This window comes from Ornithinibacillus liuyingii (genome assembly GCF_055550225.1).
In genome coordinates this window covers 1-13,581 of record NZ_JBPWOS010000011.1, presented here as the reverse complement: position 1 = coordinate 13,581, position 13,581 = coordinate 1, and the positions used below count along the sequence as shown (strand labels likewise).

The window sequence follows — 13,581 nt, the reverse complement described above, 5'->3', positions numbered from 1 at the left end:
AGGTTTACCAATTGTAAACAGTAATGAGGAGTGAAGTATCATGGTAACACTTTATACCTCACCTAGTTGTACATCTTGTAGAAAAGCAAAAGCTTGGTTGAAAGACAACCAAATTCCTTTTAAGGAGCGGAATATATTTTCTGAGTCGCTAACTTTAGATGAAATAAAGGAAATATTAAGGATGACAGAAGATGGTACAGATGAGATCATCTCAACACGTTCCAAAGTATTTCAAAGTTTAGACGTAAATATTGATCAGCTTCCTTTAAAAGAATTATTTACTTTGATTCAAGAGAATCCAGGCTTACTAAGAAGACCGATCATTATAGATGAAAAAAGGCTGCAAGTTGGCTATAATGAAGATGAGATTCGCAGGTTTTTACCAAGAACTGTACGAACTTTTCAATTAGAGGAAGCTAGAAGAATGGTTAATTAAGCACCATCTTTTCAAAAGTAAAAGCGCAGATTCCTAATATCAAGAATCTGCGCTTTTAGTATGTTAGAATGATGACAAATTCGGTTAAATAAGTTAAAATAATATTTTAAATAATTATATATAGGCATATTAATTTTCATATTGCAATATGCTAACATACAATATAAATAAGATGGTATTCTTTTTTCAATAGATAAGAATAGACTAGCTCTATTGAATATAAAAAAAGGGAAGTAGCCCAGTAAGCAATAAATGGGCAGGACACTTAAGTCGAGTAAAGTAAACACGCCTCTTGGAGTATAGCCTTAAGTGAAGCTCCCAAGTCACTGGAGCTAGATTGAAAAAGAAGGGAGAGAATTGCATGGAAATCGAAAGAATTAATGAGAACACAGTAAAATTCTTTATCTCTTATGTAGATATTGAAGATCGAGGTTTTCAAAGGGAAGAAATTTGGTATAATCGTGAGCGTAGTGAACAATTGTTCTGGCAGATGATGGATGAAGTGAATTATCAAGAAGACTTTCATGTAGATGGCCCTTTATGGATTCAAGTTCATGCTCTAGAAAAAGGCTTAGAAATTGTTGTTACAAAGGCGCAGCTTTCTAAAAATGGAGATAATCTAGAATTTCCAATTGATGAAGATGGCTCTACTATAGATATTCCTGTAGATGAGAAAGTAGAATCATTCTTAGAAGAAAAGTTTGGTAAAAGCGATAGTGACGATGCAGATGAAGATTTCGTTGAGGAGAATTTATGGATTATCGCTGGTTTTAAAGACTTTGAAGATGTTATACAACTCAGTCACCACTTCCACGATGATACAGGAAGTGAGGAGGAAACATTATATTATTATAATGGGAAATACTATCTCTATATGGAATTTTCTCAAGATGTGCTAGATGAACATACACAGGAAGATATTATTTCACGTGTATTTGAATATGGAGATGATTCAAATATCACCATTCATGTACTAGAAGAGTATGGAAAAAAGATTTTCGATACTACTACTTTTGCTGATATTCGCTTACATTTCCCTGTGAATCCATAGGATACCTTTTAAAGGTATCTTATTTTTTTTGCAGGAATTTCATCACCTCTATCGAAATAGTATGATGGAGGTGATTGTTTTGCTACAAGCCAAATTAAATAATGGGAAGCTCATTACGTTATTCGAGTTTTCCAAGCAGGAGATTGAAGTGCTTAGATCGGATCATGTGTTTTTTTGTCCTGTGTGTAAAGGTAAGGTCATTATTAAATCAGGATCCAAGATAATTCCTCACTTTGCACATCAAAACAGGAAGAATTGTCAAACACATGAAGGAGGGGAAGGGGTCTATCATGAGCAAGGTAAGATCATGCTCTATCAATGGCTAATTAAGCAAGGCTTAGATGTGGCGCTTGAACAATATATTTCATCAATCAAGCAGAGATGTGACATTTTCCTTAGAGTAGGTAAAAAGAAAATTGCATTGGAATATCAGTGTGCAAGAATACCCATTAATGAGATTCAAAAGCGAACAGGGAGTTATCTAAGTGTGGGAATTCAACCAATTTGGATTTTAGGTGCGACCAACCTGAAACGAACTACTAAACACTCCTTCAAGGTAGATCAGTTTCTATTACAGTTTTTACATCAGTTCCAGGACCAGTCTTTCCCCGTATTATATTTTTTCGACCCACAAAGCAAACTCTTTACGATAATTGGAAATGTCTTTCAAATAGGAAAAAGACGGATGATTGGGAATTTCATTATAAAAAAACTTGATTCGATGATCTTTCTCGATATGTTTAAAACGTCCGTGGATTCTAGGGAACTCTTCCTTACTGAATGGAGAAAAGCAAAGTATCAGTACAGAATGTATCAACCAAAAAAATTATATGGCACCGAGTTGAGTTGGTACAATTGGCTATATTATAAAGGTACACACCGAGAGTTCTTGCCTTCTATTATATATCTTCCCATCTCCTCCCAATATAAAATGTTAACCTCGCTAGGGGATTGGCAAAGTAGAATTTGTCTAGAGTTTATTGACCCTATTCCCATTGGAGCAGTTTTTTCATTAAATTCTTGTCATTTTCAGTTTCGTAAATCAATATCAACGGATTCGTTCCCTTTAGTACAACCCTCAGCTGACCCCATTATGGAATACCTTCATCTATTGGCCGCATTAGGAATTATTGAACAGGTTTCCGAGCATGAGTTTCGTAAAAGCACAAACTTACACCATTATTCGCATATAGAAGACGCTCTTAAAGGAGATGAAGAATTATTGAAAGAACTTTTGAACATTTTCGAGACAAAATACGAGCATGATTCATAATTAATTCGTTATACTAAATAATATAGTTATTAGTAGTATTTTCTAATTTTTACTGATAACTATACTGTGGAATGATGTAAAGGAGGAAGGTAAATGGCAAAGGCAACAAAAGAACTTCAAACAAGAAGTGAAGTACCGGTTGAAAGAACGTGGAGATTAGAGGATATCTTTGAAACTGATGCCGTATGGGAAGAAGAGCTTAATAGCTTAAAGAACGAAATTCCTAAAATTTCAGAGTATAAAGGAAAGGTTGCAGAATCTGCAGACTCTTTATATAACGTTCTAAACTTGCAAGATGAATTGTCAGAAAGACTTGGTAAGCTTTTTACATATGCACATATGCGTTATGACCAGGACACGACTAACTCATTTTATCAAGCATTGAATGCAAAAGCAGAAAATGTATTAACATTTGCGCAAAGTTCTATGAGTTATTTAGTACCAGAGATTCTGAAGATGGATGAAGCAACGATAAAGGCTTACCTGGAAGAAAAAGAAGAATTAAAGCTTTATGAACATGTGTTAAATGAAATTATTAGACAACGTAAGCATGTATTAGGAGAGACAGAAGAAGCCCTTTTAGCAGAGGCGTCTGAAGCTTTATCTACTGGGTCACAAACGTTTGGAATGTTAAATAATGCAGATTTAACATTCCCTACCATTACCAATGAAAAGGGAGAAGAAGTCGATCTAACACATGGTCGCTACGTAGGGTTCTTAGAATCAAAGGATCGTCGAGTGCGAAAAGAAGCATTCCAAGCAATGTATAACACGTACGGACAATTCAAAAATACCTTTGCTTCTACATTAAGTGGTACTGTTAAGTCACATAATTTTAATGCAAAAGTTCGTCACTATGATTCAGCTAGACAGGCTGCGTTAGACAATAATAATATTCCGGAAACAGTATACGATAATCTGGTTGAAGCTGTTAATGAGAGATTACCGTTATTACACCGTTACGGAAAATTACGTAAACAAATACTAGGTGTGGATGAAGTGCATATGTATGATATGTACACACCATTAGTCCAAGATGTCGACATGGAAATCCCATATGAGAAAGCACAAGAATATGTATTAGAAAGTCTTAAGCCTCTTGGAGAAGAATACTTAGAAGTCATTAAGGAAGGCTTTGCGAATCGTTGGATTGATGTGGAAGAAAATAAAGGTAAACGAAGTGGTGCATACTCTTCAGGTGCTTATGGCACGAACCCATATATTTTATTGAACTGGCAAGATCGTGTGAGTGACCTGTTTACATTAACACATGAATTAGGGCACTCTGCACATAGTTATTTCACAAGGAAGTTCCAACCATATCGTTATGGTAACTATTCCATCTTTGTAGCGGAAGTGGCATCTACAGCGAATGAAGCATTACTTAACGACTACTTATTAAACAATCTTGACGATGAAAAACAAAAGCTATATATTTTAAACCATTTCTTAGAAGGATTCCGTGGTACTGTTTTCCGTCAAACAATGTTTGCAGAATTCGAGCATGAGATTCATAAACGCGCACAAGCAGGGGAAGCACTTACTGCAGATAACTTAACAGAAATTTATTATGAGCTAAATAAAAAATACTTCGGTGACGAAGTGGTGTCAGATGAAGAAATCGGTCTAGAGTGGGCTAGAATTCCTCACTTCTACTACAACTACTATGTTTATCAATATGCTACTGGATACTCCGCTGCAACAGCATTAGCGAATAAAATGCTATCTGGAGAAGAAGGAGCAGTTGGTCATTACCTAGATTTCCTGAAATCTGGAAGTAGTGATTATCCAATTGAAGTATTGAAAAAAGCTGGTGTCGATATGACATCGAAACAACCAATCTTAGATGCATTAGATGTATTTGAAGAAAAACTAACAGAGATGGAAAATCTTCTGTTAAATAAATAAGGAAAAGGGCGGCCCTTTAAGTCGGGGTCACCCTTTTTTACTTTAGAGGTTACTAAAAAAGTAGAATGGTGTAGTAACATAAGTGAACTAGCCACGATATTTATTTCGATGGGTGAATGAAAATAAAGTAAAATAAATACATAAAAATAGAATCGGTAATGTGACATAAATTGGGATCAGTTGCATTAACCCAAATAGATTTAGTAAAACAGCAAAAAACGTTAAGATAATAAACAGGTATGGAAGTAATTCTCGCAACGTAATTTCCTCCTTATTCCGATCAGAAAATCGTCTACTAATATATATGTAAGTCAAAGTAATAATAGAAGTGACAGATTTGTGAAAAGAAAAACAAACTAGTTGCGAAAAATGGTTGTAACTGATATATTATTAATGTGAGATGAATCACAAACAAAACCCCTTTGTTTGATCATGAAACTTTCTCCCATCCCCCTTTGTTTTGATACAAAGAAGTGAGAAAAAGAAGGATATACGCTGCCCCGTATATCCTTTATTTTTTCTTAAATGAGTAAAAAACCAAGGAATCCCCCTTGGTTTTTTGTTTAATATAATCGTTATCTTTGTTCATTAAATTGCCAAAATGTCCCATGTTTAGCAGGAATCTTTTCTACAATTTGCTTTAATTGGAGTTTTTTCATTTCGCGTTCTGCTTTTTCCAGGGTCCAGTTATATACTACAGATACTTCCTTTGTTCCAACTACACCAAAACGTTGTACGAAATCTTCTAACGAAGGATGTTGTGAAGGAATGGGCAGGTGCTCTGTCATTTCACTTAAAACCCGGACATAAATTTCGTAAGGGTAAAGGCCAGAGATTTTTATTCCTTGCTCTTCAATATTTTTATGGAAAAATACCATCGTTGGCATGTAATCAATTTCCATTTCACGGTTTAATTTATAATCACATTGTAATGCTTTCCTTGCAGAATCGGAATGTAAATCATTTCTAAATTCTTGAATGTCTAGCTTGGCAGCTTTTGCACACTCCAACAATACGGATTCTTTAGAGATATCCATCTTTTTTAAGAATAGGCATTCTTGTACTTTACGTAAGAATACTTTACCATAACGTATTCCTTGAAGCTCAGCAGCTTTGATAGCTAAATAGGCTGTGATAGGGGAGTGAATTGGGTTTTCTAGCCATAAATCACCATCACAACTCATTCCTGTTCTAGATGCGGTACGTTCCCAAATCTCTCTAAGTCTTTTTGGTTGATCAAAATTATCATGATTAAGCGGCCTAGAGGCACCTGAAATTATTGGTCTTAGCGTAAACAATCGTCCATATTCAATTGATAGCTTTTTTAAATACGGCTCAAGTGACCAGCATTCCGGACACATCGGGTCGATAAATACATATATTTCAATTGGTTTTTTTACAGTATCACAACTATATTCGGACGATGTGTTTGCTTTCTGTGAGCTAATTAGCTCAGTTCGTTCCCAGCTCACATCGATTCTCCTTTCTATTGTTCGGGTGTATTCATCATATGATTGGCGGTCATGGTCAACTTTTCAAATATAGCTGTACGGTATGGTTCTTCAATTTCCACTTCTTCTAATGCTGCTTCCATGCAATCTAACCAAGCATCTCTTCGTGAAGGTGTAATTTCAAATGGTAGGTGTCTACGTCTCATCATAGGGTGTCCTCGTTCTTCTGTATAAACAGGAGGACCGCCGAAAAATTGCGTTAAGAATAATGTCTGTTTCCTTGCGGTTTCAGTAAGATCCTCTGGAAAAATAGGAGTGAGTTTCGGATGATTTCCAACTCGTCTATAAAAAGCAGCCACAAGCCGTTCGATAGTCTCATAGCCACCAATTGCTTCAAATATTGTTCGATGATTCACGTTTATTTACTCCTTATCAATGGTGTCTATATTGTAGCAACAATAAATAAGGGTGAGCAAATAATCTGATTGTACTATATTTTAAGATAGGCTAGAAAAGAATCTTGCTATTTTGTTTGGTGTTTCTTTTTGGGTAATATGATATGTTTCTAGAATGTTCGTAAGAGCAGTTAAGCCAGCTTCTTTACTCTGCGACTCTATCTCTAGTTCATAGTCTTCCACATGATTATATTGACTATAATCTAAAACAATTATGAGTCCATTTTCCTGGTATTCGCGCCGAATTGTAGTTAGATTACCTACATAGTGTAACTCATCTGTATCGATATTCATTTGATTTAATTGAATGGTGGTCGCTTCTTTTGGGGTTGGATGACGATTAATCCATGATAATGCTTCTGCCTCGGTCAGTGAGTCGTGTGTTTCTAGTAGGCCATCTTTATGAGGCTCTTTTAAAGTTAGTTGGTATTGATTATTCTTTTTACGAATTCTTAATGCTGCATGATGTTGACGTAGTTTAAAGTCTGCTGTTTCGAAGTAGTAATTTATTTGTTCTTTCCCTTCTTTTGGAAAAGGTAGATTATTCAATAGGGTTTCATATTCTTCTTTTGTTAATAGGTTTTTATATTCGATTTCGATTTCTTGTGCCATTTGGTACCTCCAGGAATTTCTTAATTACATTGATTATGGCGAAACAGAAGTAATTATGCAAAGAATATATATTTCTTTTGTGTTAAAATAAAAACGAAATAGTCATTACAGGTGGTGTTAAAATTGAATTGGGAAGCAATACTTGCACCTTATTCACAAGTAGTCGAAGAATTAAAGGTTAAATTAAAAGGCATGCGTGCACAATTTGAATATGAGACAAGACATTCTCCGATAGAATTTATTGTTGGACGTGTGAAACCGGTGCAAAGTATTTTAGAAAAGGCAGAAAAAAGAAAAATACCGCTTAATCGAATTGAGCAAGATATCCAAGATATAGCTGGGATACGAGTTGTATGTCAGTTTGTAGATGATATTTATACAGTTGTCGAAATGCTGAGGTCTCGTAAAGACTTTACCATAGTAGAAGAGAAGGATTACATAGCTAATGAAAAAGAAAGTGGATATCGCTCTTTTCATATGCTAATTGAATATCCAGTTGAAACTATTCATGGGAATAAAGTGATTATGGCAGAAATTCAAATTCGTACATTAGCGATGAATTTCTGGGCTACGAATGAGCATTCATTGAATTATAAATATAAAGGTAGAATTCCAGAGGATATTAAGTTGAGGTTACAGCTTGCTGCAGAAGCTGCATTTAAGCTAGATGAAGAAATGTCAAAAATAAAAACTGAAATTCAAGAAGCGCGACGGATTTTTCATCGGAAATAAATATTACTAATAGGAGGACATGAGATTGAAGTTTAAAATCATTTCAAAGGGAGACGATAGATCGAATAAGATTAAAGCTAAAATGAAACAGCATTTAATCGACTTTGATCTATTATATGATCGCGAAGAACCGGATTTGGTTATTTCAGTTGGGGGAGATGGCACTTTTTTAGAAGCATTCCATCGCTATAACCATCGACTTAGCCAAACAGCTTTTATTGGGATTCACACAGGCCATTTAGGGTTTTATGCGGATTACTTGCCTGAGGAATTGGAGAAACTTGTAATCGAAATTGCGAAGACACCTTATCAGATCGTGGAATATCCATTATTAGAGGTTACAATTCGATCGAAAACTGGAAATAAGACGGATAGATATTTAGCATTAAATGAAGCGACGATTAAAACACCCGAAAGCTCTGTTGTATTTGATGTTGAAATTAGAGGAGAACGGTTTGAGACATTTCGTGGAGATGGCTTATGTATATCTACACCTTCTGGTAGTACGGCTTATAATAAAGCACTAGGTGGTGGGATTATTCACCCGACTCTAGAGGCAATTCAATTAACTGAAATGGCATCAATAAATAATCGGGTATTTCGTACCATTGGCTCTCCGTTAATTTTACCAAAGCATCATACATGTCTATTAAAGCCAATTGTCGATCGTAGCTTCTTTATAACGATTGACCATATTACGCATAATTACACGAATGTGAAATCTATTCAATGTCGCGTGGCCAAGGAGAAAATTCGTTTTGCCCGGTTTAGGCCGTTCCCGTTCTGGAATCGAGTACGTGACTCCTTTATTGCAGAGAATAATTAAGGTATAGGTGATTAATTCGATGAGATGGATCATCCAGAATGAAACAGAAGGAAAACTATTACGTGAATTTTTACAAAATGATCAAGACTTTTCAAGGCGTCTATTGAAAAGTCTTATTTATGATGGAGGAAAGATACTCGTTAATGGTGAGCCGGAGAATTTGCGCTATAGGTTAAAGTCCGGAGATATTGTTTCGGTAGAGTTTGCAATGGAAGTTAAGGGGCCGCTTATGCAAGCTGAGCATATACCACTAGATATCATGTATGAAGATGATGCGATAATGGTTATTAATAAACAAACGGGTATTGCTACAATACCTTCCATTATTCACCAAACAGGCACATTAGCGAATGGGATTCTATATCACTATGAAACACATAATATCCCTTATACGGTTCATGTGGTTACAAGGCTTGATCGAGATACATCAGGCTTATTATTAATAGCCAAACACCGTTTAAGTCATTCCATTTTATCAGCCAGTCAAAAAAAGGGGAAGGTGAAACGTAAGTATTATGCTTTAGTTGAGGGGGTTCTTAAAGAAAAAAAAGGTATTATCGATGCTAATATTGCTAGAAAAGAAGGCTCTATAATTGAACGAACTGTTCGGGAGGACGGTCAAAGAGCAATCACACATTTTCAGGTTGTACAGGAAACTAATTCCCATAGTTTACTCGCTGTACAGCTTGAAACAGGAAGGACGCATCAAATTCGTGTGCATTTTTCTCATATCGGCCATCCGCTAGCAGGAGATGATTTATATGGAGGAAAGAAAACACTAATAAATCGTCAAGCGCTCCATTGCTTTGAGCTAGGCTTTGAACACCCTGGAACAAAAGAATGGATGACTTATCAAGCTCCTTTACCAGAAGATATGAAACAGATCCTTCCAGACATGTAATTAGCTGTCTGGGAAGGATCGGAATTTATCTGGATGAAAAGGTTGTTCAGATGGAACACTGACAATTCTTTCTTCTGGCAGTCGAAATGCGGTTAATTTGTTACCAAACACACACCCCGTATCAATATTGATCGTTTTGTTTACGATTCGCGGATTCCGCACAGGTGTATGACCATACACAATCCAAGCATCCCCTTGATAATGCTGTGCCCAATCTCGGCGAATTGGTCTACCTGCCTTATCAAATTCGCCCGTAATATCTCCATACAATACAAATGTTTTTACCTTATTGTCATAACGCCCAATATAAGCTTGTTTAATTCCTGCATGAGCAACGACTGCATTTACTTCTGGTAATGGTAGGTAGAGTGGTGCTTCCTCATATAGCTCTATGAACTGACTTCGGATTTGGTCCTGTACTTTTTCGTTTAAGGCCATATACTCCATTACGGTAGTCTCCAAACCATGCTGATGTTGCACTTTATTACCTAAGAAATAACGATACAATTTATTACAATGATTACCTGGTACATATTTTGCCTTTTTGTGCTTCACGACCATCTCATATACAATTTGAATCACGTGAATCGATTCTGGGCCACGGTCCGTTAGATCCCCAACAAATACTGGAATACGGTTATCGGGGTGAAGGTAGATACCATCTATGCTTTGGTAACCTAATTCCTCAAACAAACTACAAAGTTCTTGGTAGCAGCCATGAACATCACCAATAATATCAACTTTCATTCTATCACCTCATTGTAAAAGGAAAGCGAGAATAGTATCTGCTATTCTCGCTTATTCAAACATATATTTTTTTGTTCGAGAGTGAATATTTAATACAATCCCAATTGCTAATAGATATGTTAAGGTTGAACTACCACCATAGCTTAAGAACGGTAACGGTAAACCAGTGATTGGGAGTAGCTGAATGGACATGCCGATGTTTTGAAATATTTGATAAGCAAACATCCCTACAGTTCCTGTTACAATATAGCTTGCATAACTGTCATTACTTTGAATGGCGATATAAATTAGACGATATAGTAATAGGAAGAATAATGTTACAACAATACTAGAACCAATAAAACCAAATTGCTCTGCAATAGCGGTAAATATCATGTCCGTATGGCGTTCAGGGACGCTTACTTGCATGACTTCAATTCCCTTTCCGAAAAGCTGACCAGAACCAATAGCCATCATGGCACGTATTAATTGATAGCCAGATTCAGAGTACTGTTCAGGACTAAGCCACCCGTAGAAACGACTAGATACGTGTTTAAACACGGTTTCTTCTAAAAATACAGCTATAGAATCTGGGAAAAGGAAGTAGGCAGCAACAATTAATCCTATTCCACCTAATGCAATTAGTATAATACTTAAAATCAAGCTCCAGCGAATGCCGGATACTAAAATCATTGCCCCTGTAATAGCGGCTAGAACTAATAATCCACCTAAGTCAGGCTGTACTGCTATTAGTCCCATTGGTGGAAGGGAAAGTAAAAGTATTTTGCATAGTAACCATAAATCATTCTTAACAGTTGGTTTGATATATTTTTGGTTATGGAAATACATAACATGTGCCAATGTTAAAATGAGAATTACTTTCATAAATTCAGCAGGCTGTAGAGTTCCAAGTACAGGGAATTTGAACCAACTCACAGCATTATTTACTTCGTGGACAATCCCTGGTGGAAACCCAAAAAACAGCATGAGTAACATGACCATACCAATTCCATAAAGGATCCAAGTTAATTGTCTGAAACGGTCATAGTCAATTTGCATAAGTAATGCGATGATAAGTCCTCCACCGACATACCAGATAATCTGTTTTTGATAGAAGTTTTGATCTGCTAATGTTGCTGGTAAGGTGGGTTCGACCGTATATATCGTGAAAACACTCACGATACCTAACAGCAGTATAATTGATATTAATGTATAATCAATGTTATTTTTATTAGTATTCATGTTTGTTCCTTACTTTCTATATGATACTTTGTTTTCTTTGAAACATAGTCTTCGCATTAAACTATTATACCATCTTTCTGTAGTTAGATGAATGATTTTTACAGGTATGTATAACGATGATAAATATTTTTAAAAGGGGGGTTGCATATGGATAATAAAGAGGAAGTGAAGTGGGAAGCTTTCAATAGGATTCTAGAAATTCTACAAAGCGAAAATATTTATGATTTTAGAGAACATTTTCTAGACATGCACCCATATGATCAAGCGTTATTTTTTATGGAAGTAGAAAAAAAGGACCGCATGTTAATTTATGGCTACCTTTCTCCAGAGGAAGTGGCAGCGATGATGGAGCATATAGGGCTTGAAGATATTCAACCATTTTTCACTGAAATGGATACGAACTATGCTTCCATGGTATTTGCTGAAATGTCGACCGATGATGCGGTGGACATCCTAAATGAGATGGAGAAAGAAAAGGTTGTAAGCTTTTTAACGATAATGAATAAAGCGGATGCTGAAGACATTAAGGATTTGCTTCATTATGAGGAAAAGACTGCCGGTAGTATTATGACAACTGAGTTCATCTCGGTAAACAAAATGCAAACCGTGAAAGATACAATGAATCAGTTAAAAGAAGAAGCTCCAGATGCTGAAACGATTTATTATTTATATGTTGTCGATGGAGATAAAAGATTAGTCGGGGTACTGTCTTTACGGGATCTTATCATTGCTGATGATCATACAACGATTGAAAGTATTATGAATGAAAAAGTTTTCCACGTCTCTGTGGCAGAAAATCAGGAAGATGTTGCTAAATCAATGCGGGATTATGATTTTCTTGCCGTTCCAGTTGTTGATTTTCAACAGCATTTATTAGGGATTATTACCGTTGATGATATTTTAGATGTTATGGAAGAAGAGGCTAGTGAAGATTATTCTCGCTTAGCAGGTATTTCTGATGGGGATAGTAAGGATACTAATCCATTAATAGCTGCAAAGAAACGTTTACCATGGTTAATTATATTATTATTCTTGGGATTATTGACTGCTAGTTTAATTGGTCAGTTTGAAGAAACCTTAAATCAAGTTACCATACTCTCTATTTTTATTCCATTAATTGGGGGGATGGCTGGGAATACAGGAACCCAGGCGCTAGCTGTAGCTGTTCGGGGACTGGCTACTGGTGAATATGGTGATTCCGGTAAGCTAAAATTGATTCTTCGAGAAGCAGGTACCGGTCTTATCACGGGAACGGTGTGTGGTTTGATTATAACTGTCATCATCTTTTTATGGCAGGATAACATATATTTAGGAATTCTAATTGGCTTATCAATCATGTTAACCTTGGTTGTGGCAACACTTGCTGGTTCATTTATTCCACTACTAATGGATCGTTTTCGTATTGACCCAGCTGTCGCTTCCGGCCCATTTATTACGACGATAAATGATATTATTTCGGTACTAATATATTTTGGACTAGCTACGACATTTATGCGTCTATTGTTATAAGCAATATGTATAGATGACTGTTTAGCTAAAAAGCATGACAGTTTTCGGTTTTTTATATAAACCAAGTAAACGAATATAGATATGTCTTGAAAAGAGGCTGGGACTAATTAAGAGAATTAAATGTAAAACCGAATGATACACGATACTAGCTCCGGAAATATACGTAGACTCCTGCGGGAGGATAGGGCAAGGTTGAGACCCCTAAAGAAGTAGCACGAGGAGGCTAAGGCAGCCGCCCGGCGGCAAGGTAGACGCTGCGATGGTTTTTTCGAGCAGATGTCGTCCCTGTACTGGAAGTGAAAGCGAAGTATATTTCCAAAGCGGGATCCTTGCTCATCATCCGGTTTTTCCTAGATAAATTCTTTTGTCCCAGCCTTGTATATTAAGTACTAGAGGTTCGCTACCTCTAGTGCTTTTTTAGTATAGTCATTTATACTAAAAGCAACGCTGTGGATTAGT

14 protein-coding genes are annotated in these 13,581 nt (G+C 36.2%); 8 read left to right on the top strand and 6 right to left on the bottom strand.

Going from position 1 to position 13,581, the window contains the following annotated elements; genetic code table 11:
- Positions 1-40: 40 nt before the first annotated feature.
- The 4 genes from spxA to pepF all read left to right on the top strand — a co-directional run bounded on the left by spxA (position 41) and on the right by pepF (position 4,668).
- A complete protein-coding gene (spxA, locus tag ACSKT4_RS14900; protein ID WP_186871367.1) occupies positions 41-436 on the top strand; it encodes a transcriptional regulator SpxA in 396 nt (131 codons plus the stop codon).
- A gap of 361 nt (positions 437-797) precedes the next feature.
- Positions 798-1,487, top strand: coding sequence for an adaptor protein MecA (gene mecA / locus ACSKT4_RS14895; RefSeq protein ID WP_186871366.1), 690 nt, complete (start codon positions 798-800; stop codon positions 1,485-1,487).
- A gap of 79 nt (positions 1,488-1,566) precedes the next feature.
- On the top strand, positions 1,567-2,760 hold the full coding sequence (locus tag ACSKT4_RS14890; RefSeq protein ID WP_211741696.1) for a competence protein CoiA: 1,194 nt from the start codon (positions 1,567-1,569) through the stop codon (positions 2,758-2,760).
- Positions 2,761-2,853: 93 nt separating this feature from the next.
- Positions 2,854-4,668: an oligoendopeptidase F gene (pepF, locus tag ACSKT4_RS14885; protein WP_186871364.1), complete on the top strand. Its 1,815-nt coding sequence runs from the start codon at positions 2,854-2,856 to the stop codon at positions 4,666-4,668.
- Between the two features lie 87 nt (positions 4,669-4,755).
- Here pepF and ACSKT4_RS14880 read toward each other — a convergent pair whose 3' ends face one another.
- The 4 genes from ACSKT4_RS14880 to ACSKT4_RS14865 form a co-directional block, all read right to left on the bottom strand.
- A complete protein-coding gene (locus ACSKT4_RS14880) occupies positions 4,756-4,926 on the bottom strand; it encodes a hypothetical protein (RefSeq protein ID WP_186871363.1) in 171 nt (56 codons plus the stop codon).
- A 317-nt stretch (positions 4,927-5,243) separates the two neighbouring features.
- Positions 5,244-6,140 (bottom strand): DsbA family protein, encoded by an 897-nt coding sequence (locus ACSKT4_RS14875; RefSeq protein WP_186871362.1) that lies wholly within the window; start codon positions 6,138-6,140, stop codon positions 5,244-5,246.
- A 14-nt stretch (positions 6,141-6,154) separates the two neighbouring features.
- The gene (locus tag ACSKT4_RS14870) at positions 6,155-6,535 is read right to left on the bottom strand and encodes a globin domain-containing protein (protein WP_186871361.1); all 381 of its coding nucleotides are present in this window, start codon (positions 6,533-6,535) and stop codon (positions 6,155-6,157) included.
- A gap of 81 nt (positions 6,536-6,616) precedes the next feature.
- A complete protein-coding gene (locus ACSKT4_RS14865; RefSeq protein WP_465823634.1) occupies positions 6,617-7,186 on the bottom strand; it encodes a CYTH domain-containing protein in 570 nt (189 codons plus the stop codon).
- A 123-nt stretch (positions 7,187-7,309) separates the two neighbouring features.
- Between ACSKT4_RS14865 and yjbM the strand changes: the two genes are divergently transcribed.
- Genes yjbM through ACSKT4_RS14850 form a run of 3 tightly spaced genes read left to right on the top strand, consistent with a single transcriptional unit; the run spans position 7,310 to position 9,645 of the window.
- Entirely contained in the window at positions 7,310-7,918 is a 609-nt protein-coding gene (gene yjbM, locus ACSKT4_RS14860; RefSeq protein WP_186871359.1) for a GTP diphosphokinase, read from the top strand.
- 25 nt (positions 7,919-7,943) lie between these two features.
- Positions 7,944-8,744: an NAD kinase gene (locus ACSKT4_RS14855; RefSeq protein WP_186871358.1), complete on the top strand. Its 801-nt coding sequence runs from the start codon at positions 7,944-7,946 to the stop codon at positions 8,742-8,744.
- Positions 8,745-8,763: 19 nt separating this feature from the next.
- The gene (locus ACSKT4_RS14850; protein ID WP_186871357.1) at positions 8,764-9,645 is read left to right on the top strand and encodes an RluA family pseudouridine synthase; all 882 of its coding nucleotides are present in this window, start codon (positions 8,764-8,766) and stop codon (positions 9,643-9,645) included.
- On the opposite strand, the gene prpE is transcribed toward ACSKT4_RS14850, so the two are convergent.
- Together prpE and ACSKT4_RS14840 are read right to left on the bottom strand one after the other, a co-directional pair.
- Complete coding sequence (gene prpE, locus ACSKT4_RS14845; RefSeq protein WP_186871356.1) at positions 9,646-10,392, bottom strand: bis(5'-nucleosyl)-tetraphosphatase PrpE; 747 nt, start codon at positions 10,390-10,392, stop codon at positions 9,646-9,648. It abuts the gene before it with no gap.
- A gap of 51 nt (positions 10,393-10,443) precedes the next feature.
- A complete protein-coding gene (locus ACSKT4_RS14840; RefSeq protein ID WP_186871355.1) occupies positions 10,444-11,613 on the bottom strand; it encodes an FtsW/RodA/SpoVE family cell cycle protein in 1,170 nt (389 codons plus the stop codon).
- A 147-nt stretch (positions 11,614-11,760) separates the two neighbouring features.
- Between ACSKT4_RS14840 and mgtE the strand changes: the two genes are divergently transcribed.
- On the top strand, positions 11,761-13,122 hold the full coding sequence (gene mgtE / locus ACSKT4_RS14835; RefSeq protein WP_186871354.1) for a magnesium transporter: 1,362 nt from the start codon (positions 11,761-11,763) through the stop codon (positions 13,120-13,122).
- The last annotated feature ends 459 nt before the right edge of the window (positions 13,123-13,581 follow it).